The organism is Streptomyces sp. NPDC041205 (assembly GCF_055591765.1).
The window spans coordinates 1,234,364-1,255,839 of the sequence record NZ_JBVIZH010000002.1; the positions used below are offsets into that span (position 1 = coordinate 1,234,364).

A 21,476-nucleotide genomic window follows, 5' to 3' on the forward strand; every position below is an offset into this window, starting at 1 on the left:
CCGCGAGACCTCCGCAAAGGAACCGCCCGAAGGAGCGTGCGAAGGAACCACCCGGCAGCCGGGCGACAGGACGACGGGACGAGGGCCGGTCAGGCCTGCGGGCCGACCCCCGGGATGTCGGGCTCGGAGATCTCCCCGCCCTCACTGATGCGTCGAACGGGAGACGCCCGGATCGACACCCTCGCCGAGATTCTTCGAAGTTCTCTCGGGCGTGTACGTTTCCGCAGGTCGCGTGGGTGTCGGCGACCCGGACGAGGGCACTCGCGCACGCCGACCGTGCAGCACCGCCGTCGCCAGCGCCGCCGCCACCAGCAGCCCCGCCGCCACCCCGAACGCCGCCGCGTACCCGTCCGCGAGCGCCCCCGGCCCCGCACCCGCACCTGCCCCCGGCCCCGCCCCCGTCGCACTCGACGCCACCGTCACCAACACCGCGAGCCCGATCGAACCGCCGAGCTGGCGCGAGGTGTTGAGCAGCCCGGACGCCATGCCGGTCTCCCCCGCCGCGACGCCCGCCGTCGCCGCCGCGCCGAGCGGTACGAAGCACATGCCGATGCCGACGCTGGCCACGAGCGAGGGACCGAGGATCGACCCCATGAACGTGCCGCCCGCCCCGACCGCGAGCGCGAACCACGCGAACCCGGCCGCGCCGAGCAGCCCGCCCGCCACGAGGAGCGCCCGCTCCCCGACCCGGCCCACCGTGCGGGTCGCGATCACCGTGCCCGCGACGACGCCCGCGCAGAACGGCAGGAAGGCGGCCCCGGCGCGCGTGGGGCCGTACGCCATGACCTCCTGGAGGTAGAGCGAGGTGAAGTAGAACGCGGCGAACTGGCCCGAGGACATCAGGAGCGCGAAGACGTTCGCGGACAGCACGGGGCGGTGCGTGAGCAGGCCGAGGCGGAGCAGCGGGCCCCGCGCGTGCCGTTCGCCGCGGCGCTCGACCACGCAGAACGCCACCAGCAGGACGGCCGCCGCGGCCAGCGTGCCCACGGTCGCCGCCGAGCCCCAGCCGTACGTCTCGGTGCGGACCAGGCCCAGGACGAGCAGGCTCGTACCCGCCGTGACCAGGAGCGCGCCCGCCACGTCCAGGCGCGGCGCGGTCCCCGTGCGCCGGTCGGCGGGGATGCCGGAGCGGCTCGCCGCGAGCGCCACGAGCACCACCGGCACGTTGATGAGCATCACCGATCGCCAGCCCACCCAGTCGGTGAGCAGTCCGCCCGCCATGATCCCGACGGCGCCGCCGAGCGCGCCCGACGCGCCCCACAGCCCGAGGGCCCGTGCCCGCTCCCGGCCCGCCGTGAAGTGGACGGTGATCAGCGCGAGCGCCACCGGCGCGAGGGCGGCGGCGCCCGCCCCCTGCACCGCCCGCGCCGCGATCAGCTGCCCCGGGCTCCGCGCGAGCCCGCCGACGAGGCTCGCGGCCCCGAACACCAGGAACCCGGCGACCAGCGTGCGCCTGCGCCCCACGAGGTCGGCCAGTCTGCCGCCGAGCATGAGCAGCCCGCCGAACGCGAGCGCGTACGCGTTGACGACCCAGGTCAGCGACTCGGGCGCGAAGCCGAGGTCGTCGCCCATGTCGGGCAGGGCGATGTTCACGACGGACATGTCGAGGGAGACGAGGAACTGGACGGCGAGGAGGACGGGGAGCAGCAGCGGGCCGCGCGAGGGCGGCGGGCCGGTCGGTCCGGTCGGAGAGGTCGTCATGCGCCGCACATTATTATACGCGTACAGAAACTAGCTATACGCGTACAGAAATTGGCCGGACCGAGGCCCCCGGGGGTCGGCCCCCGCACGGCCGGACGCGACAATGAGCACGTGGCAGCGCGAGCGAATGGCGAGGAACCCGGCCCGGACGGGAAGAACACGGCCGGGAAGAACACGCCCCGGAAGGACACGGCCGAGAACGACACCGCCGGACAGAACCCGGCCGGGCCGAAGCGGCGCGTCGGGCGGCCCCGGCGGATCGAGCCGGAGGCGATCGTCGACGTGGCGCGGCGCATCCTCCAGGAGGAGGGCGTGGCGGCGCTCAGCATGCGGCGCGTCGCCAAGGAGGTCGGCGCCACCCCCATGGCGCTGTACCACCATGTGCGCGACAAGGACGAGCTGTTGATGCTCGCCCTGGCCGGGACCGCCGCGACCCTGCCCCGCCCCGACCTGCCCGCCGACCCCCGCGACCGGCTGCTCGCCGTCGCCCTGCACATGCACGGCGTCCTGCTGAAGCTGCCCTGGGTGGTGGAGGTCCTGAGCCTCGGCGACCTCAGCGACAAGGGCGCGATGTGGATGGTCGACGAGATCATCGGCGCGGGCGTGGCCTGTGGGCTCTCCCCCGTCGAGGCCGCGCACGCCTATCGCACCGTCTGGCACTGCGTGTACGGCGACCTCGCCTTCCGGAACGCGATGGCGCGCCGCGCCGAGGAGCCCGACCGCAAGCGCTACTTCCCCGACACGCTCACGGACGCCGACACCGCCGAGCTGCCCCACGTCGCCCCCCTGGCCCCCCGCTGGGCGGAGCTGCGCGAGACCTACGACTTCGCCCGTCAACTCGGCGCGGTGGTGGACGGGTTGCTCGGCCGGGCCACCCGCCCGACGCCGTCGCACCCGCGAGCGGACACGCCATAGACAACCGCGTTACCCACCGGCTACACAGGGCTCTGCGCAGCACGCACGCCACACGGGGGGGGGCACGCATGGCCGCATGGGGCCAAGGTGGGGCAGGGCAGGGCATACCAGGGCAAGGAATACCCGGGCAGGGCATACCCGGGCAGGGCGCAAGGGGCCGTGTCGCTCCGCGCGACGCACCGACGCTCCAGTGGACCGGCGCGGCCGTCCTCGTATACGCGCTCACAGCGGCGATCTGGATCGGCCACGAGGCCAAGGAGGCCGCCGACCACCCGTACGCCAGCTTCTCCTTCAAGGCCCTCTACGACCCGCGGCAGTTCCTCACGCCGATCGCGCAGACCCACTACGACTGGGCGTTCCTCGTGGCCGCCGTCGTCGTCGGGGCGCTCGCGCTCGGGCGGCGCCGGGTGGCGCGCGGGGGCCTCGCGCTGGTCGCCGCGCTCCTGATCTGCCTGGGCCTGCGAGAAGTGGTCGGCCTCATGGCCTCGGAGGAGTACGGCGACCTCATCACCGAGATCGGCTACGGCAAGGCCCTGCTCGCCTTCCGGTTCACGGGCATCGCCCTGGGGTGCGCGATCTGGGCGGCCGTCGCCCGCACCCGCGGCTCGGTGGACGGCACTCCGCCGCCCCCGGCCTACCCGGCGGCCCCACCGCAGCCCCCGTACGCGGACGCCCCGCCCCCGCCCGCGTACGCCCCCTACGGCGACATCCACTCCCCGCGGCCCGGCACGAACCTCCGCCGACCGGCCTTCGTGGCGTCCGGCATCGCGCTACTGCTGAGCGGCGCGATCGAGGCGAGCTGGCTGATCTACGCGCTCAACCGGGACAACGTCTACTTCATCGGCAGCGAACCGGGCTCCGACGCGGGCGACTTCTTCCGGGCGGCGGTCGACGCGTCCCGCGGCATCCCGCTCGCCCAGGCCTTCTACACCCTGGCCCTGGTGGTCGCGCCCCTGCTCATCGGCGCCCTGCTGCTCGCCGGGCGCCCGGCGGCCCGCGGCGCCGCGCTCGCCCTCGCGCTCGCCTCGACCTACTTCGACGTCCGCACCCTGGTCCCGCCCTTCGACGACGGCTTCGACCTGTACTGGGACTCGACGGTCGGCACGCTCACCATCCTGACGCCGTTCGTGACCCTGCCGCTCCAGGCCGTGGTGGTGATCGCGCTGCTCGCGGCGCGGGAGGACGGCTCGGGGGCCTACGGAGGTCAGCCCTGGCCGAGGGACTCGAACCGCCACCTGTGAGGCGGCCGGGAGACCAGCTCCTCGGGGGGCTGGGCGAGTTCGGGCAGGTCCGCGTCGTACGCCGCGTCCCACCACGTGATCACGAGGACGCGGTCCTGCGGCGCCTGGAAGGTCTCCCGGCGCAGCGGCGCGGGCGCCAGGGTCTGGGCCCGCGCCCACGCGAGGAGCTCCGGGCCCCGGCCCTCGCCCGCCCGCGCCTCCCACATCAACGCGACGCTCATGAGTAGAGGTTGTCCTTGCTGACCTCGTGCACGTGGTCGTGGGAGTGCGCGTGCGCGCCCGGCACGTGCGGCTCCGTCACCGGCAGCGAGGAGTCCGCCGAGAGCCCGAGGTCGGAGGCGGCACGGTTGCGGGCGACCATCTCCGCGCCGAGGGCCGCGACCATCGCGCCGTTGTCCGTGCACAGCTTCGGCCGCGGCACCCGCAGCCGGATCCCCGCCCGCTCGCACCGCTCCTGGGCCATCGCCCGCAGCCGGGTGTTCGCGGCCACGCCGCCACCGATCATGAGGTGGTCCACGCCCTCGTCCTTGCAGGCCCGCACCGCCTTGCGGGTCAGCACGTCGACCACGGCCTCCTGGAACGACGCCGCCACGTCCCGTACCGGAACCTCCTCACCCGCGGCCCGCTTGGCCTCGATCCAGCGCGCCACCGAGGTCTTCAGGCCGGAGAAGGAGAAGTCGTACGCGGGGTCGCGCGGCCCCGTCAGACCGCGCGGGAACGCGATGGCGTCCGGGTCGCCCTCACGGGCGTAGCGGTCGATGACAGGACCGCCGGGGAAGCCGAGGTTCAGGACGCGGGCGATCTTGTCGAAGGCCTCGCCCGCCGCGTCGTCGATCGTCGCGCCGAGCGGCCGCACGTCGGAGGTGATGTCGGTCGACAGGAGCAGCGAGGAGTGGCCGCCGGACACGAGCAGCGCCATCGTCGGCTCCGGCAGCGCCCCGTGCTCCAGTTGGTCCACGCAGATGTGCGACGCCAGGTGGTTCACGCCGTACAGCGGCTTGCCGAGGGCGTACGCGTACGCCTTCGCCGCCGAGACCCCGACGAGCAGCGCGCCCGCGAGGCCGGGCCCCGCCGTGACGGCGATGCCGTCCAGGTCCTTCGCGCTCACCCCCGCGTCCTTCAGGGCGCGCTGGATGGTGGGGACCATCGCCTCCAGGTGGGCGCGGGACGCCACCTCGGGCACGACACCGCCGAAGCGGGCGTGCTCGTCGACGCTGGACGCGACCGCGTCCGCGAGCAGCGTCGTGCCGCGGACGACGCCGACGCCCGTCTCGTCGCAGGAGGTCTCGATGCCGAGGACGAGGGGCTCGTCACGGGAGTCAGCCATGGATCTCGGTTCCTTGTACGCCGTTCAGCGGGCCAGGGGCCTGGCCGTCGGTGGGGCCGTCGGTCGAGCCGTCGGCCGCGGAGTCGGGGGCGCCGTGCGCGGAGCAGTCCGGCACGGCGGACGGGTCGGACAGGCGCATCACCAGCGCGTCCACGTTGCCCGGCTGGTAGTAGCCGCGGCGGAAGCCGATCGGCTCGAAGCCGAAGCGCTGGTACAGCTTCTGCGCCCGGGTGTTGTCCACCCGCACTTCCAGCATCACCTCGGTCGCCTCGAAGGCCGTGGCGTGCCGCAGCAGTTCGCTGAGCAGCCGCGCCCCGAGGCCGGAGCCCCAGTGGTCGCGGGCGACCGCGATGGTCTGCACGTCGGCGGCCACCGCGGCGCCGCCGTCGGAGTCGGTGCCGGCGACGGCGAGGCCGCCGTAGCCGACGAGGCGTTCGCCCTCGTACGCCACCAGGTAGCGGCGGGTCGAGCCGGGCCCGCGGGCGTGCGCGAGCTCGGACCAGAACATGCCGCGCGACCAGGCGTCGTCCGGGAAGAGTTCCTTCTCGAGGGCGAGCACGGCGTCGATGTCCCACCAGCGCATCTCGCGCGGCACGACGGCGGGGGGCGGCGTCTTCGGCGGCACGGTGGTCACTTGGGGGTGACCACCTTGTAGTTCTTGGGGACCTGCGCGTCGGGGCGGCGCAGGTACAGCGGACGGGGTTCGAGGAGTTCCTCGCCCGCGGCGAGCCGCTCCGCCGCGAGGGCGGCGAGCGCCGCGGCCGACACGTGCTCGGGGGCGCGCACGTCCGCGAACGTGTCCGGGTAGAGGGCGGCGCCCGCGCCGACCGCCGGGAGCCCGGCGACCTGCTCCGCGATGTCCGCGGGCCGGTCCACGGCGGGGCCGCCGACCCTCGTACGGGCGTCCTCGTAGCGCGCCCAGTAGACCTCTTTCCGGCGGGCGTCCGTCGCGACGACGAACGGCCCGTCCTCGACGCCCGCCGCGTACGCGAGCCCGTCGAGGGTGCACACCCCGTGCACCGGGACGCCGAGCGCGAGGCCGAAGGTGTCGGCGGTCATCAGGCCGACGCGCAGGCCCGTGTAGGGGCCGGGGCCGACGCCGACGACGACGTCCGTGACCGCGTCGAGCCCCAGGCCCGCCTCGGCGAGGACCCGGTCCACGGCGGGCAGCAGCAGCTCGCCGTGGCGGCGGGCGTCGACCTGGCTCGATTCGGCGACTGTTCCGAAGGAGGCCGTGCCGTCGTGCAGGGCGACGGTGACGGCGGGGGTGGCGGTATCCAGAGCGAGCAAGAGCACGCGAACAGCCTACGGCTCCGACGCCCGGCGCACGGCCGCCCCGGCACGGGCCGCGCCTGCTGCTACCGTCACCCCATAGCCGTACGTAGGAGAGGTGGGCCAGGTGTCAAGGAGCAGCTCGGGATTCGTGGCCGGGCTCACCGCGGCGGCGCTCGCCGTGGTCGGCTTCCTCGCCTACCAGGCCTCCGCGAACGCCCCGGACGACCTCAACGCCCGCCCGGACAAGTCCCCCACGGCCCCCTCGCGCTCCCCCAAGGACAAGGCCGACCCGCTGAAGCTGCCCGCCGGATCCGGCGCGGGCAGGCGCGTCGTGTACTCCCTCGAAGGGGACCGGGTGTGGCTGGTCGGTGAGTCCGGCAAGGTGAAGCGCACGTACAAGGTCACGCCGAGCACCGTGGACCCCGCGCCGGGGTCGTACACCGTCGGCTCGCGGACGGGGCAGGTCATAGGGTCCGACGGCGTGCAGATCGAGCACGTGGTGCGGTTCACGAGCGTCGACGGCATAGCGATCGGGTTCAGCGCGGCGCTCAGCGGCTCGACCCAGAAGCCGGACCCGGCGAAGAAGACCGGCGGCATCCGCTCCTCGCGCGAGGACGGCAATGTGATGTGGGACTTCGCCCTGTACGAGACGAAGGTCGTCGTGGTCCGCTAGCGCCGACCCACCGGACGGCTTCCCCCGCTCCCCGCACTCCCCGCGCCGCGGCGCCCGCTCACGCGGCGTCGCGGCGTCGCTCGTCCGTGTGCACGGGCGCCGGGCGCGCCGGGGCTTCCGGGGGCGCGGGCGGCGTGGAGACGGCGCTCGCGGCGGCGCAGGACGCCAGCAGGTCGCTCATCGAGTACGCGTGGGAGGGCACCGGCCGCGCCGAGGGCCCGTGCGGCCGGGGCCGCGCATCACGTTCTGAAGCCGGCATGGACGCCTCCTGGGGCTTCGGGGGCAGACGTGGTTAGGTAGACCTAACCCGTACCTGGTATCCATGTGACCACGTACGACGCTCGGCGCGCAACATCTTGCCGACGGCTTGTCGGAAAGTTCGGGCGAACCGACGAGAACGCGTCACCGCGCCGACACCCCCGAGACCCGCAGCCGCGGACGCCCACGCGCCCGCGACTCCGCAAACAGCCGTGGGCGAACAGCCCTCAGGCCGAGAGAACCGTCAGATCGGCCCCGGCCCACCGGTCGCCGATCCCGCGCAGCGTCACCTCGCGCACCTCGTCGGTGGTGTCCCCGACGGCCCGGTGGATGAGGACGTGCAGCCGGTCCTCCGAGAGGTCCTCGACCTTGCCGTCGCCCCACTCGACGACGATCACGGAGTCCGGCAGGGACACGTCGAGGTCCAGGTCCTCCATCTCGTCGAGCCCGCCGCCCAGGCGGTACGCGTCCACGTGGACCAGCGGCGGCCCTTCGCCGAGGGACGGGTGGACGCGGGCGATGACGAACGTCGGGGAGGTGACGGCGCCGCGCACGCCCAGGCCCTCCCCGAGCCCGCGGGTCAGCGTCGTCTTGCCCGCGCCCAGCTCACCGGTGAGCATGACGAGGTCTCCGGGGCGCAGGATCTTGGCCAGGCGGCGGCCCAACTCGCCCATCTGCCCGGGCGAGTTCACGGTGAGCTCGAGAGCGGTGGCGGGGGCCGGGCTGTGCGGTGCTTCCATGACGGAAACGTTAGCCGCTCGGCGCGCCCGCTCCGGTCCCGCCGACACCGCGCCCGGCGCCTCACATGGCCGCGCTGCGCGCCTGTTCCTTGGCCCTGACCAGCAGATCGGCGATGCGGTCGGTGACCGCATCGGGGTGTTCGAGCATCACCAGGTGCCCGGCGTCGGGGACGAGCACGAGTTCGGCTTCCGGCAGCAGGTCCGCGATGGCCTCGCTGTGCTCGCTCGGGGTGACCAGGTCCTTGTCACCCGCGAGGACGAGCACGGGCAGCCCCGCGAAGTGGGTGAGGGCCTCGGCCTTGTCGTGCTCGGCGAACGCCGGGTAGAACTCCGCGACCACGTCGATCGGTGTGGACTCGATGAGCCGCTCCGCGAACCGGGCGATGGCGGGGTCGACGTCCCTGGAGGCGAAGGAGTAGCGCTTGATGATGCCCGCGAACAGGTCGGCGGTGGCGCGGCGCCCCTTCTCCACCAGGTCGGCCTGCGAACCGAGGGCCTTCAGGACGCCGGGCAGGACGCGCCGGATGGCGTTCATGCCCGCGACGGGCAGCCCGAAGCTGACCTCGCCGAGCTTGCCGGAGGAGGTGCCGATGAGGACGACGCCGACGACGCGGTCACGGATCAGCTCCGGGAACTGGTCGGCGAGGGCCATCGTCGTCATGCCGCCCATGGAGTGGCCGACGAGCACCAGCGGTCCGGCGGGCGCGGCCGCGTCGATCACGGCCTTCAGGTCCCGGCCGAGCTGGTCGATGGAGACGGGCTTGCCGTCGTGGATCTGGGCCATGCCGCGGCCGGAGCGGCCGTGGCTGCGCTGGTCCCAGTAGACGCAGCGCACCACACCGCGCAGCGCGGCGCGCTGGAAGTGCCAGGAGTCCTGGCTGAGGCAGTAGCCGTGGCTGAAGACGACGGTGACGGGATCGGGTGCCTTGCGTCCGAAGAGCCGCAGCCGCCGGGGCACCTGCGCCGCGTCGCCACCCCCCTCACCGCTTCCGTCCCCCACCTCGTCGACCTCGTACGCGAGCTCCGTGCCGTCGTCGGCGTAGGCCTTGCCGGGCATGCCGCGGAGCGAGCCGTAGGGCCCGGAGGCGTCGAGGGCGAGGCGGGCCTTCTTGCGCATGCCGCGCCCGACCGTCATGCGCTCGATGGCGACGCCGGCCGCGGCGCCCGCGGCGATGACTCCTATGGCGGCACCCGCGAGACCGGCCCGCCGCCAGTTGCTGCCCGCCGAACCGGCGGCCTCGGCCACTTCGGCCGCCAAGTCCGCTGCGGCCGCCCCCGTGCTGCCCTCGCCCACGTGCCGCTCCTCTTCAGTCGTCGCTGCCGCTGTGCCGCTCGTCGACATAGACGCGCGGGACGCGGGAACCGATGCGAGTCACGATCTCGTACGCGATGGTGCCCGCGGCGCGCGCCCAGTCCTCGGCGGTCGGCTCACCCCGGTCCCCGGCCCCGAAGAGCACGGCCTCCGCTCCGACCTCGGGCTCGTCGCCACCCAGGTCGACCACGAACTGGTCCATGGCGATGCGGCCCGCGGCGGTACGCCACTTGCCTGCCACCAGGACGGGTCCGGAGCCGGAGGCGTGCCGGGGGATGCCGTCGCCGTACCCGGCCGGGACCAGGCCGAGGGTGGTGGCGACGGGGGTGGTGTAGTGATGGCCGTAGCTCACGCCGTGGTCGGCCGGGGCGTGCTTGACCGAGGCCAGGGCCGCGGCGACCGTCATGACGGGCCGCAGCCCGAAGTCCTGCGGGGTGCCGATCTCGGGGCTCGGCGAGACGCCGTACATGGCGATGCCGGGCCGGACGAGATCGAAGTGGGTCTCGGGAAGGGAGAGCATGGCCGGGGAGTTGGCGATATGCCGGACCTCGGCCCGTATCCCCTCCCCCTCCGCGTACGCGACCATCTCCCGGAAGACATCGAGCTGGCTCTTGATGGACGGGTGCCCTGGCTCGTCGGCGCAGGCGAAGTGGGACCACAGTCCGGTGACCTTGACCAGGCCGTCCGCCTCGGCGCGCAGGGCCGCCGCGATCAGCTCGGGCCAGTCCTCCGGCATGCAGCCGTTGCGGCCGAGGCCGGTGTCCGCCTTCAGCTGGACGCGGGCCGTACGCTGCGCCGCGCGGGCGGCCGCGGTGACCTCGCGCAGGGCCCACATGCCGCTCACCGACACGTCCACGTCGGCCTCGACGGCCTCGCGCCAGGGGGCGCCCGGGGTCCAGAGCCAGCACATCACGCGGCCGCCGATGCCGGCCGCGCGCAGGGCCAGGGCCTCCTCCGGGGTGGCGGTGCCCACCCAGGTGGCGCCCGCCTCCAGGGCCGCGCGGGCACACGGGATCATTCCGTGGCCGTAGCCGTCCGCCTTCACCACGGCCATGAAGGCGGCCGTGGGGGCGTGGGCACGGAGCGTACGCACGTTGGCCCTCAGGGCGGCGAGGTCGATCTCGGCGCGCACGCGCGGCAGTCCAGTCTCAGTCATCGCCCCCAAGTCTCTCAGAGCCAAACCTGGCCGGGGGCCCGCACCCATCCCACCCCCGCCCCGTAGGCCTCACACCCTCCCTCGCCCTGGGGCCGTCCCCCTCCCCTCCCCACACATCCGGGCACCGTCGGCCTGGGCTGCGCCCACCCTCCCCCAAGCTCTCGGCTTCGCTCGAGCAGAGGGGACCCCCATCACCCTCTGCGCAGCCCAGCCGCCCACAGAGCGGGACGGACAGCGGCCGCCCCCCGAACCGTTGGCCGAACGGGAACCCCCCGAACCGTTGGCCAAATGAGGAACCCCCACCGGACCGATCCCCGCCAACGAACCGGAGGGGACGTGCCGGTATGTCCGCGCGCAGCTCGGCCCACCACGACGGGCGCACAGAAACTGTCGACGACGAGACACACGCGAGCACGGACATACCGGCACGGCCCCGCCCCCCAACCGGAGCAAGGGCGAAGGACCGCAACCACACGCACCCGCCGCCCGACCTACCCCCGCACGTCCCGCCAAGCGAGCGGCACCGCGTCGGCGACATCCTGGGCCCCCACCGGCGCCCCCTCAGCCGCGAGCCGCGCAGCGAGCCCGTGCAGGAACGCCCCCACGGCCCCCGCGTCCCGAGCCTCCAGCCCAGCGGCCAGCAACGACCCGGCAAGCCCCGAGAGCACATCCCCGCTCCCGGCCGTGGCCAGCCACGACGTCCCCGTCGGATTGACCCGCACCGCCCCACCCCCACCCGGCGATGCGACCAACGTGGTCGACCCCTTCAACAGCACCGCGGCCGCGTACCGGGCCGACAGCTCCCGCACCGCGTCGAGCCGAGCCTCCTCGACCTCCCCCCGCGACACCCCGAGCAACGCGGCCGCCTCCCCTGCGTGCGGCGTGAGCAGGGTGGGCGCGGCACGCCCCCGCACGGCGTCGGGGTCGACGAGCCGCAGCCCGTCGGCGTCGATGAGGACGGGCACATCGGCGGCCACGACGTCCCGCAGCCGCCCCGCGTCGTCCCCGAGCCCGGGCCCGGCCACCCAGGCCTGCACCCGCCCGGCCTTGCCGGGCGGCCCGTCGGACACGAGGGCTTCGGGGAAGCGGGCGATGACGGCGTCGGCGGCGGGCCCGACGTACCGAACGGCTCCGGCCCCACCGCGCAGGGCACCGGCGACGGAGAGGACGGCGGCGCCCGGGTAGCGGGCGGACCCGGCGACGATGCCGACGACCCCGCGCCGGTACTTGTCGCTCGCGGGGCCGGGCACGGGCAGCAGCCGGTCGACGTCGGCGTACTGAAGGGCTTCGAGCGCGGCTTCGTACGGGGCGAGTTCACCGTCGAGCCCGATGTCGACGAGCCGCACGGCCCCGGCGCGCTCGCGCCCGGGGTCGACGAGCAGGCCAGGCTTGTACGTCCCGAAGGTCACGGTCGCGTCGGCGCGCACGGCGTCCCCGGACACCTGCCCGGTGTCGGCGTCGACGCCGCTGGGCAGGTCGACGGCGACGATCGGGGCGCCGGAGTCCTCGGCGGCGCGCACGAGCCGGGCGGCGAGGGGCCGCAGCCCGCCCTTGCCACCGATGCCGACGATCCCGTCGACGACGAGCTGGGCCCGCCCGACAGCGGCGAGCGCGACTTCCCCGGGGACAGAGTCCCCGTCGCCCCCGGCACCACCGGCAGCTCCGCCACCCCCTGCACCTCCGCCCCCACCACCCCCCAAAGCATCAACAACCCGCCCCCCAGCCCCCCGAAACGCAGCAAGCCCACCCCCATGAACCCGCCCCGGAGCAAGCAGCACCGCGGTGACCCCGGCCCCACGCCGAGCAAGCCGAGCCCCGGCGTACAGGGCGTCACCCCCGTTGTCCCCGCTGCCGACGAGAAGGACGACGCGCGCCCCGTACACCTTGCCGAGCAACTGCCCGCAGGCGACGGCGAGCCCGGCGGCGGCCCGCTGCATCAGGGCGCCGTCCGGCACGCGGGCCATCAACGCATGCTCGGCGGCTCGGACGCTCTCCACGCAGTACGCAGTACGCATCCCCCAAGTCTCCCGCACGGGCGAACCCCACGCCTCGAAGAGAGATCCAGCCCCCTCCCCCCCCCAACCACCAACCGCCTCCCCCGCCCCCTACCCCCCGTCCCCCCTCTCCCCTACCCCTCAGCAATCACCACAGCAGAAGCCACCCCCGCGTCATGGCTCAAAGAAACATGCCACCCCCGCACCCCCAGGGCCTCGGCCCGAGCGGCAACGGTCCCCGAGACGCGCAGCCGAGGCTGCCCACTGTCCTCGACGTACACCTCGGCATCGGTCCACCGCAGCCCGGCAGGCGCGCCAAGGGCCTTGGCGAGAGCCTCCTTCGCGGCGAAGCGGGCGGCGAGGGAGGCGACACCGCGAGGCTCCCCGCCGGGCAGGTACAACTCCCGCTCGACGAAGAGCCGTTCACGCATCCCGGGCGTCCGCTCCAACGAGGCGGCGAACCGCTCGATCTCGGCCACGTCGATCCCGACCCCAATGATCACGAACTCACTCCACAGTCACCGACTTGGCCAGATTCCGAGGCTGATCCACCTCATTGCCCCGGGCCACGGCCAGCTCGCAGGCGAAGACCTGCAACGGCACCGTGGTCACGAGGGGCTGAAGCAGCGTAGGCGTAACGGGCACGCGGATGACGTGGTCGGCGTACGGGAGCACCGCGTCGTCGCCGTCCTCGGCGATCACGATGGTGCGGGCGCCCCGGGCCCGGATCTCCTGGATGTTGGAGACGATCTTGTCGTGGAGGACGCAGCGCCCCCGGGGCGAGGGCACGACCACGACGACGGGCAGGCCTTCCTCCACGAGGGCGATGGGCCCGTGCTTCAGCTCCCCGGCGGCGAAGCCCTCGGCGTGCATGTAGGCGAGTTCCTTGAGCTTGAGGGCGCCCTCGAGGGCGACGGGATACCCCACGTGCCGCCCGAGGAAGAGCACGGTCCCGGCGCCGGCGAGGGACCGGGCGAGCGCGCGGACGGGCTCCATCCCGGCCAGCACCCGCTCGACCGCGTCGCCGATGTCGGCCAGGTCCCGGACGACGCCGAGTACCTCGTCGCCCCATTTGGTGCCGCGCACCTGCCCGAGGTAGAGGGCGACCAGATAGCAGGCGACGAGCTGGGTGAGGAACGCCTTGGTGGAGGCGACGGCGACCTCGGGCCCGGCGTGGGTGTAGAGCACGGCGTCGGACTCGCGCGGGATCGTGGAGCCGTTGGTGTTGCAGACGGCGAGGACGCGGGAGCCCTGCTCGCGGGCGTGCCGGAGCGCCATGAGGGTGTCCATGGTCTCGCCGGACTGGGACACGGCGATGACGAGGGAGCGGGCGTCGAGGATCGGATCGCGGTAGCGGAACTCGCTGGCCAGCTCCACCTCGCAGGGCAGCCGCGCCCAGTGCTCGATGGCGTACTTGGCGATGAGCCCGGCGTGGAAGGCGGTCCCGCAGGCGACGACCACGACCTTGTCGACCTCGCACAGCTCGGCGGCGGGGATGCGCAGCTCGTCGAGGGTGAGCGCGCCGTCCGCGCCGATGCGGCCGAGCAGGGTGTCGGCGACGGCGCGCGGCTGCTCGGCGATCTCCTTGTGCATGAAGGAGGCGTACCCGCCCTTCTCGGCGGCGGCCGCGTCCCAGTCGACGCGGAAGTGCCGCACCTCGGCCGGGCTCCCGTCGAAGTCGGTGACGGTGACCCCGACGCCGCCGTCCCGCCGCACCTCGACGACCTGGTCCTGCCCCAGCTCGATGGCGGACCGGGTGTGCGCGATGAACGCGGCGACGTCGGAGGCGAGGAAGGCCTCGCCCTCGCCCACGCCGACCACGAGGGGCGAGTTCCGGCGTGCGCCCACCACCACGTCCGGGGCGTCGGCGTGCACGGCGACCAGTGTGAACGCGCCCTGGAGCCGTCGGCACACCAGCCGCATGGCCTCGGCGAGGTCGGCGCAGCCGGAGAACTCCTCGGCGAGGAGGTGGGCGACGACCTCGGTGTCGGTCTCGGAGCCGAGGAGGTGCCCGCGCCCGGCCAGCTCGGCCCGCAGGGCGGCGAAGTTCTCGATGATGCCGTTGTGGACGACGGCGACGCGTCCGGCGTTGTCGAGGTGGGGGTGGGCGTTGGCGTCGGTGGGTCCGCCGTGGGTGGCCCAGCGGGTGTGTCCGATGCCGGTGGCGCCCGTCGGGAGGGGCCGGTCCACCAGGGCCTTCTCCAGGTTGACGAGCTTGCCGGACTTGCGGGCCGAGGCGATGCCGCCGTCGGCGAGTACGGCCACTCCGGCCGAGTCGTATCCCCGGTACTCCAGGCGTCTCAGCCCGGCGAGCACCACTTCGAGCGCCGACTGCGAGCCGACGTATCCGACGATTCCGCACATGTCGGGAAGAGTACGACGCGTATCGACCAAGGTGACGCACCCCACCCGCCCAGCTGTTCAAACAGCCGTAACAATGGAATGTGATCTCTTCGGTCTCAGCGCCCACGAAGGCGCCACGGGGCGCCCACCGGCACAAGCCGGAGGCGACCCCTTATGTCGACCTCACCCGATCCGAGTGGAGCGCGCTGCGCAACAAGACGCCGCTCCCCCTCACAGCCGACGAAGTCGAGAAGCTGCGCGGCCTCGGCGACGTCATCGACCTCGACGAGGTCCGTGACATCTATCTGCCGCTGTCGCGCCTGCTGAATCTGTACGTGGGCGCGACGGACGGCCTGCGCGGCGCCCTGAACACGTTCCTCGGCGAGACGGGCGAGAAGGCGGCGCAGTCGGGCACGCCCTTCGTCATAGGCGTCGCGGGCTCGGTGGCCGTCGGCAAGTCGACGGTCGCCCGCCTTCTGCAGGCCCTGCTCTCGCGCTGGCCGGAGCACCCGCGCGTGGAGCTGGTCACCACCGACGGCTTCCTGCTGCCCACCAAGGAGCTGCAGGCCCGCGGCCTGATGTCGCGCAAGGGCTTCCCCGAGTCGTACGACCGACGGGCCCTGACCCGCTTCGTCGCCGACATCAAGGCGGGCAAGGACGAGGTGACGGCCCCCGTCTACTCGCACCTGATCTACGACATCGTGCCCGGGGAGCGCCTCACGGTCCGCCGCCCGGACATCCTCATCGTCGAGGGCCTGAACGTCCTGCAGCCCGCCCTGCCCGGCAAGGACGGCCGCACCCGCGTGGGCCTCGCCGACTACTTCGACTTCAGCGTGTACGTGGACGCGCGCCCCGAGGACATCGAGCGCTGGTACCTGAACCGCTTCCGCAAGCTGCGCGCCACGGCCTTCCAGAACCCGTCCTCGTACTTCCGCAAGTACACCCAGGTCTCCGAGGAGGAGGCCCTGGACTACGCCCGCACCACCTGGCGCACCATCAACAAGGTCAACCTCCTGGAGAACGTGGCCCCCACCCGCGGCCGCGCCACCCTCGTCGTCCGCAAGGGACCCGACCACAAGGTGCAGCGGCTGAGCCTGCGCAAGCTCTGAGGGGCGTGTCAGGGCCGCGTTAAGGTGCGGGCATGCTGCATCTGCGCCTGATCACCCCGCCGGACAAGACCGACGACGTGGTGCGCCTGATCGAGAAGACCCCGGGCACCACGCATCTGGCCGTCGTGGCGGGCGCCGCGCGCAACCCCTCGGGCGACATCGTCATGTGCGACGTCGCCCGGGAGGCGGGCGACGAGCTGATCGACAGCCTGCGCGACCTGGAGATCGACAAGCTCGGGTCGATCGCCCTGGAGAACATCGACCTGTCACTGTCGCTGCGCGCCGACAAAGCGGAGGACGAGGCGCCGGGCGAGGGCGCGGACGCGGTCCTGTGGGAGCACCTGGAGGACGCCACCCACGAGGAGTCCACGCTCTCCGTCACCTACGTCGCCTTCATCACGCTCGCCACGATGATCGCCGCGTGCGGCGTGGTCCTCGACAACGCCATCCTGATCGTCGGCGCGATGGCGGTCGGCCCGGAGTTCGGGCCGCTCGCGGGCTTCTGCACGGCGCTGGTGCAGCGCACGCCCCGGCTCGCCCTGCGCTCGATGATCGCGCTGCTCGTGGGCTTCGCCGTGGCGATGGTGGTGACGGCCGGCTTCAGCCGCTTCATGGACGGCGTGGACCTCTTCCACCTGGCCCAGCTGGAGGCGGAGCGCCCCAACACCAACTTCATCTACCGGCCCGACTGGTTCTCCTTCGTCGTGGCCGTCCTCGCGGGCGCCGCCGGCATGCTCTCGCTGACCTCGGCGAAATCGGGCGCCCTGGTGGGCGTCGCGATCTCGGTGACGACGGTCCCCGCGGCGGCGAACGCCGCGGTCGCCTTCAGCTACAACGAGTACAAGCAGGCCTGGGGCTCCACCGAACAGTTGCTGCTCAACCTGCTCGGCATCGTCGTCGCCGGTACGCTCACGCTGCTCGCCCAGAAGCTGCTCTGGGCGTGGCAGCGCGAACGCACCGCGCGCAAGAACGAACTGGCCTAGGGCCTGTCCGGCGCGTCGGCCCTAGCCCAGCGCGGACTTCACCACGTCGGCGAGGCGCCCGGCGACGGAGCGGGCCTGCTCGATGTCGGCGGCCTCGACCATCACGCGCACCAGCGGCTCGGTGCCGGAGGGGCGAAGCAGCACCCGGCCGGTCTGGCCCAGCTCGCGCTCGGCGTCGGCGACGGCCGAGGACAGCTCCGCGGAGGTCTTCACCCGGGACTTGTCGACGTCGGGGACGTTGATGAGGACCTGCGGCAGGCGCTCCATGACGGCGGCGAGTTCGGCGAGGCCCCGGCCGGTCTCGGCGACGCGGGCCGCGAGGAGCAGGCCGGTGAGGGTGCCGTCGCCGGTGGTGGCGTGGTCCAGGACGATGACGTGGCCGGACTGCTCGCCGCCGAGGGCGTAGCCGTGCTCCTTCATCGACTCCAGGACGTACCGGTCGCCGACGGCCGTCTGCACCAGGGACAGGCCCTCGCGCTCCATGGCCAGCTTGAAGCCCAGGTTCGACATGACGGTCGCGACGACGGTGTCCTGGCGCAGCGCGCCGTGCTCGCGCATGGCGAGGGCGAGGACGGCGAGGATCTGGTCGCCGTCGACCTCCGCGCCGGTGTGGTCCACGGCCAGGCAGCGGTCGGCGTCGCCGTCGTGGGCGATGCCGAGGTCGGCGCCGTGCTCGACGACGGCGGCCTTGAGCAGGTCGAGGTGGGTGGAGCCGCAACCGTCGTTGATGTTGAGGCCGTCCGGCTTGGCGCCGATCGTGATGATCTCGGCGCCGGCCCGGGCGAACGCCTCGGGTGAGACCCGAGCGGCCGCGCCGTGCGCCTCGTCCAGGACGACCTTGAGGCCGTCGAGGCGGTTCGGGAGGACGGCGATGAGGTGGGCCACGTACTGGTCGAAGCCCTCGTCGTAGGTCTTCACGCGGCCGACGCCCGCGCCCGTGGGGCGCTCCCAGGGGGCGCCGGTGCGGTGCTCGTCGTACACGGCCTCGATGCGGTCCTCGAGGTCGTCGGCGAGCTTGTGGCCGCCGCGGGCGAAGAACTTGATGCCGTTGTCGGGCATCGCGTTGTGGCTCGCGGAGAGCATCACGCCGAGGTCGGCGCCCAGCGCACCGGTGAGATGCGCCACCGCGGGGGTGGGCAGCACACCGACGCGCAGGACGTCCACGCCGGCGCTTGCGAGGCCCGCGACCACCGCGGCCTCAAGGAACTCCCCGGAAGCGCGCGGGTCACGCCCGACCACCGCCGTCGGGCGATGTCCCTCGAAGGTGCCCGCTTCGGCGAGCACATGCGCCGCGGCGACCGAGAGCCCGAGCGCGAGCTCGGCCGTCAGATCCGCGTTGGCGACACCGCGCACACCGTCCGTGCCGAAGAGTCGTCCCACTGCTGTCCTCCGAACATTGAGTGTCGGCTGGTCCTGCGGACGCGGTGACGTCAGCGGCTCCACCGCACGGTCCCGGACGCTCAGCCTGTCGAACTTCTACCCCAGATCATGGGGTGCTGATAGACGAACGCCCCGACAGCACACAGGGTGCCGCCGGGGCGTTCGAGAAGTACTAGCAGGCAGCGGTGATTAGCGCTTGCTGTACTGCGGGGCCTTGCGGGCCTTCTTCAGACCGGCCTTCTTGCGCTCGACCGCACGGTCGTCGCGCTTGAGGAAGCCGGCCTTCTTGAGGGCGCCGCGGTTGTTGTCCACGTCGGCCTCGTTGAGGGCGCGGGCCACGCCGAGGCGCAGGGCGCCGGCCTGGCCGGAGACGCCGCCACCCGCGATGCGGGCGATGACGTCGTAGCGGTCGTCCAGCTCGAGCACCTTGAAGGGCTCGTTGACTTCCTGCTGGTGGACCTTGTTCGGGAAGTAGTCCTCGAGCGTGCGCCCGTTGATCTTCCACTTGCCGGAGCCCGGGACGATCCGGACGCGGGCGATGGCGTTCTTGCGACGGCCCAGGCCGGCGGCCGGCTGCGGGTCGCCGAAGCGCGCGGCATTGGACTCCGAGGTGTACTCGCCCTCCACGGGCGCGTCCGACTCGGTGGTGTACGACTCGATGTCGATGTTCTCGGCGTTCTCGTCGAGCGGCTGCTCAGCGGTGGTCTCGGCCACGATGCTCCTCAGATTCTTTTTCGTCTTAGGGGGTGGCCGGAACTACTGCGCGACCTGGGTGATCTCGAACGGGACCGGCTGCTGAGCGCCGTGCGGGTGCTGGTCGCCCGCGTAGACCTTCAGCTTCGAGAGCATCTGACGGCCCAGGGTGTTCTTGGGGAGCATGCCCTTGACGGCCTTCTCGACGGCCTTCTCGGGGTTCTTCTCAAGCAGCTCGTCGTAGCGGACCGAGCGGAGGCCGCCCGGGTAGCCGGAGTGGCGGTAGGCCATCTTCTGGGTCCGCTTGTTGCCGGACAGGTGCACCTTGTCGGCGTTGATGATGATGACGAAGTCACCAGCGTCGACATGCGGCGCGTAGATCGGCTTGTGCTTGCCCCGCAGGAGGGTGGCGGCAGTGGTCGCCAGGCGTCCCAGGACGACGTCCTGGGCGTCGATGACGTGCCACTGGCGGGTCACATCGCCGGGCTTGGGGCTGTACGTACGCACGGTTCGTAGCCTTCGCTTCTTCAGAGGTGGGGTTTCCCAGGGTCCAGCTCGGACCTAGGAAAAGGGTCCTGACAAGGCCACCTCGGACGATGGACGACAGCCTTGGCGGACCTCGGTGACGCAACCGAGTCCTGCCGCTGGTCATCGGCCCGGTGGGCCGGTGTAAGAGCCCCTCACGTGAGAATGAGAAAGCCAATACACATAACGAACAGGCAGAATACCCGCCGTGCCCCGTACGGGTCAAAACGATGCCGCCACCCCCACCGAGCGGGCCCCATCCCCCACCTCACCCGCCCCCCACGCACACGGGACCACCCGGCCACCCCACCCCACCGCTCCACAGCACCTCCCCCCCACCCACCAACCCTCCCCACCTGCCGAACCCCCCCCCCGGCTCGGCAATCCCCAGCCGACCCGACGCCCGAGAACAAACCCCACCCACCCCTTTCAGCCCGTCCGGCGCTTGAGGACGAGCCGCGGAGCGGCGATCAGCGGGGGCCCAGGGGGCGGCAGCCCCCTGGTTACGGGAAGGGGCGGGACTGGGGAGCCCCCGGCAGGGCCCGCCCACCCCCCACGGAAACACCGGCACCCCCGACCGACGGCCCCGGCACGGACGGCGGCACGACAGCCCCACGCCGGCGCCCGACGGAGGCACACCACCAGAACACCGCCCCCGCGAGCACGCACAACGTGAACGCGTCCTTGAAGGCCCGCCGCGGCAGCACCTCCACCCCCACCCACACGAACCCCGGCACCTGTGGCACCAGAGCCACCCAGAACCAAGCCCCCCGCACCAGGGACGACACCCGCAACGCCCCCGCGAGCAGCAGCGGCAGCACGACCAGCAGGTAGTGGTCGTACGAGGGCCGGGACACGAGAAACGCGGCCAGCATCAACGCCACCGCCGTCTCGACAACCCGCCCCGCCTCGACCCCCCCAGCGCCCAAGCGAGCCTCCGCCCCCACCCAAGGCCCGGGGGCCAGCCACCTCCGCCACGCACACCACACCCCCACCAAGGCGCCCACACCCGAAAGCAGCGAAGCCACCACCGCAGGCACCCCCACCCGAGGCAGCACAGCCGCAGGCGACGCCTCGTACAGCCGCACGAACCGATCCTCGCCCCGCAGCAGGAACGGCAGGGTCCGGGTGAAGAAGGCCCCGGGATCCGGCAGGACGAGCGCGGCGAGCACCGAGACGACCACCGGCACGAGCACCGCCACCCCCAGGGCCCGCCACTTCCGCGCGAACACGAAGAGCAGCAGCACCGGCACGAGCAGCGGCTTCACGGCGACGGCCGCCCCGATCACCGCCCCGGCGATCACCCACCGCCCCCGGCACACGCACAGCAACGCCACCGGCAGCGCCACCGCCGAAGCCACCGTCCAGTTGCCGAGCTCCACGAGGTGCACGAAGGGCGCGAAGCCCAGGACGAGCCCGAGCAGCCCGAGCACCGCGAACCGGCTCCCCCAAGCCACGCCGTGGATCCGCAGCGCGCAGAACCACCCGGAGGCCAGCGCCCCCACCACCCCCACGGGAACGAGCACCCGCGCCACCCCCGGGAACACCGCCTGCGGCACCGCAGCGAGGACCGCCCCCGGCAGATAGAGGAAGTGCCGGTCGGCGTACGGAGACCGCCCGTCCAGCCAGGCCCCGGCGGCCCGCACGACGATCGCGTTGTCCATCCCACCGTCCGGCACCCGGTAGGCGATCCGCAGCGCCGCCGCTCCGAGGACGACCCCGAGCACGGCCCGCACCTGCCACCCCGCAGGCCGCGCCAGCCACCCGGCAAGACCAGAAAAGCGGTCACTATCCGATTTGCCCGAATCCATGCGGGTCAGGCTAGGGCGAGATCGCCCCGCGACCCCGGCT

21 protein-coding genes are annotated in these 21,476 nt (G+C 73.0%); 5 read left to right on the forward strand and 16 right to left on the reverse strand.

Annotated elements, in window-relative coordinates:
- Window positions 1-141: 141 nt before the first annotated feature.
- Entirely contained in the window at window positions 142-1,701 is a 1,560-nt protein-coding gene (locus ACZ6BG_RS12410) for an MFS transporter (RefSeq protein ID WP_468999833.1), read from the reverse strand.
- Window positions 1,702-1,812: 111 nt separating this feature from the next.
- Between ACZ6BG_RS12410 and ACZ6BG_RS12415 the strand changes: the two genes are divergently transcribed.
- Both ACZ6BG_RS12415 and ACZ6BG_RS12420 read left to right on the forward strand, forming a co-directional pair.
- Window positions 1,813-2,616, forward strand: a complete 804-nt coding sequence (locus ACZ6BG_RS12415; protein WP_468999834.1) for a TetR/AcrR family transcriptional regulator — start codon at window positions 1,813-1,815, stop codon at window positions 2,614-2,616.
- Window positions 2,617-2,684: 68 nt separating this feature from the next.
- A complete protein-coding gene (locus ACZ6BG_RS12420; protein WP_468999835.1) occupies window positions 2,685-3,857 on the forward strand; it encodes a hypothetical protein in 1,173 nt (390 codons plus the stop codon).
- On the opposite strand, the gene ACZ6BG_RS12425 is transcribed toward ACZ6BG_RS12420, so the two are convergent.
- From ACZ6BG_RS12425 to tsaB, 4 genes are read right to left on the reverse strand one after another with little or no spacing between them, the layout of a single operon-like run.
- Window positions 3,821-4,078 carry a hypothetical protein gene (locus ACZ6BG_RS12425; RefSeq protein WP_468450750.1) on the reverse strand — a complete coding sequence of 86 codons (258 nt, stop codon included), beginning with the start codon at window positions 4,076-4,078 and terminating at the stop codon, window positions 3,821-3,823. The two genes, ACZ6BG_RS12420 and ACZ6BG_RS12425, sit on opposite strands and share 37 nt — an antisense overlap.
- Window positions 4,075-5,184, reverse strand: coding sequence for a tRNA (adenosine(37)-N6)-threonylcarbamoyltransferase complex transferase subunit TsaD (tsaD, locus tag ACZ6BG_RS12430; protein WP_468999836.1), 1,110 nt, complete (start codon window positions 5,182-5,184; stop codon window positions 4,075-4,077). Before tsaD ends, ACZ6BG_RS12425 begins: the two co-directional genes overlap by 4 nt.
- Window positions 5,177-5,767, reverse strand: coding sequence for a ribosomal protein S18-alanine N-acetyltransferase (gene rimI / locus ACZ6BG_RS12435; RefSeq protein WP_469000262.1), 591 nt, complete (start codon window positions 5,765-5,767; stop codon window positions 5,177-5,179). The genes tsaD and rimI overlap by 8 nt, the downstream gene beginning before the upstream one ends.
- Before the next feature lie 47 nt (window positions 5,768-5,814).
- Complete coding sequence (gene tsaB / locus ACZ6BG_RS12440) at window positions 5,815-6,480, reverse strand: tRNA (adenosine(37)-N6)-threonylcarbamoyltransferase complex dimerization subunit type 1 TsaB (RefSeq protein WP_468999837.1); 666 nt, start codon at window positions 6,478-6,480, stop codon at window positions 5,815-5,817.
- Between the two features lie 103 nt (window positions 6,481-6,583).
- On the opposite strand from tsaB, the gene ACZ6BG_RS12445 reads away from it, so the two are divergent.
- Complete coding sequence (locus ACZ6BG_RS12445) at window positions 6,584-7,132, forward strand: hypothetical protein (protein ID WP_468999838.1); 549 nt, start codon at window positions 6,584-6,586, stop codon at window positions 7,130-7,132.
- Between the two features lie 58 nt (window positions 7,133-7,190).
- Here ACZ6BG_RS12445 and ACZ6BG_RS12450 read toward each other — a convergent pair whose 3' ends face one another.
- The 7 genes from ACZ6BG_RS12450 to glmS form a co-directional block, all read right to left on the reverse strand.
- Entirely contained in the window at window positions 7,191-7,391 is a 201-nt protein-coding gene (locus ACZ6BG_RS12450) for a hypothetical protein (RefSeq protein ID WP_468999839.1), read from the reverse strand.
- 226 nt (window positions 7,392-7,617) lie between these two features.
- A complete protein-coding gene (gene tsaE / locus ACZ6BG_RS12455; protein ID WP_468999840.1) occupies window positions 7,618-8,130 on the reverse strand; it encodes a tRNA (adenosine(37)-N6)-threonylcarbamoyltransferase complex ATPase subunit type 1 TsaE in 513 nt (170 codons plus the stop codon).
- Window positions 8,131-8,191: 61 nt separating this feature from the next.
- On the reverse strand, window positions 8,192-9,424 hold the full coding sequence (locus ACZ6BG_RS12460) for an alpha/beta fold hydrolase (RefSeq protein ID WP_468999841.1): 1,233 nt from the start codon (window positions 9,422-9,424) through the stop codon (window positions 8,192-8,194).
- Between the two features lie 13 nt (window positions 9,425-9,437).
- On the reverse strand, window positions 9,438-10,598 hold the full coding sequence (gene alr / locus ACZ6BG_RS12465) for an alanine racemase (RefSeq protein ID WP_468999842.1): 1,161 nt from the start codon (window positions 10,596-10,598) through the stop codon (window positions 9,438-9,440).
- Between the two features lie 491 nt (window positions 10,599-11,089).
- On the reverse strand, window positions 11,090-12,613 hold the full coding sequence (locus ACZ6BG_RS12470) for an NAD(P)H-hydrate dehydratase (RefSeq protein WP_468999843.1): 1,524 nt from the start codon (window positions 12,611-12,613) through the stop codon (window positions 11,090-11,092).
- A gap of 113 nt (window positions 12,614-12,726) precedes the next feature.
- A complete protein-coding gene (locus tag ACZ6BG_RS12475; RefSeq protein WP_468999844.1) occupies window positions 12,727-13,095 on the reverse strand; it encodes a holo-ACP synthase in 369 nt (122 codons plus the stop codon).
- Window positions 13,096-13,099: 4 nt separating this feature from the next.
- A complete protein-coding gene (gene glmS, locus ACZ6BG_RS12480) occupies window positions 13,100-14,956 on the reverse strand; it encodes a glutamine--fructose-6-phosphate transaminase (isomerizing) (protein WP_468999845.1) in 1,857 nt (618 codons plus the stop codon).
- A gap of 80 nt (window positions 14,957-15,036) precedes the next feature.
- Here glmS and coaA point away from each other — a divergent pair, with 80 nt between their 5' ends.
- On the forward strand, window positions 15,037-16,044 hold the full coding sequence (coaA, locus tag ACZ6BG_RS12485; protein WP_468450729.1) for a type I pantothenate kinase: 1,008 nt from the start codon (window positions 15,037-15,039) through the stop codon (window positions 16,042-16,044).
- Between the two features lie 32 nt (window positions 16,045-16,076).
- Complete coding sequence (locus ACZ6BG_RS12490; RefSeq protein ID WP_468999846.1) at window positions 16,077-17,027, forward strand: DUF389 domain-containing protein; 951 nt, start codon at window positions 16,077-16,079, stop codon at window positions 17,025-17,027.
- Window positions 17,028-17,048: 21 nt separating this feature from the next.
- Here the strand turns inward: ACZ6BG_RS12490 and glmM are convergent, their stop codons facing one another.
- The 4 genes from glmM to ACZ6BG_RS12510 form a co-directional block, all read right to left on the reverse strand.
- Entirely contained in the window at window positions 17,049-18,407 is a 1,359-nt protein-coding gene (gene glmM / locus ACZ6BG_RS12495) for a phosphoglucosamine mutase (RefSeq protein ID WP_468999847.1), read from the reverse strand.
- 189 nt (window positions 18,408-18,596) lie between these two features.
- Entirely contained in the window at window positions 18,597-19,121 is a 525-nt protein-coding gene (gene rpsI / locus ACZ6BG_RS12500) for a 30S ribosomal protein S9 (protein WP_468450723.1), read from the reverse strand.
- Between the two features lie 42 nt (window positions 19,122-19,163).
- Window positions 19,164-19,607, reverse strand: coding sequence for a 50S ribosomal protein L13 (gene rplM / locus ACZ6BG_RS12505; protein WP_030361395.1), 444 nt, complete (start codon window positions 19,605-19,607; stop codon window positions 19,164-19,166).
- Window positions 19,608-20,128: 521 nt separating this feature from the next.
- The gene (locus ACZ6BG_RS12510; protein WP_468999848.1) at window positions 20,129-21,436 is read right to left on the reverse strand and encodes a glycosyltransferase 87 family protein; all 1,308 of its coding nucleotides are present in this window, start codon (window positions 21,434-21,436) and stop codon (window positions 20,129-20,131) included.
- Window positions 21,437-21,476: the final 40 nt, after the last annotated feature.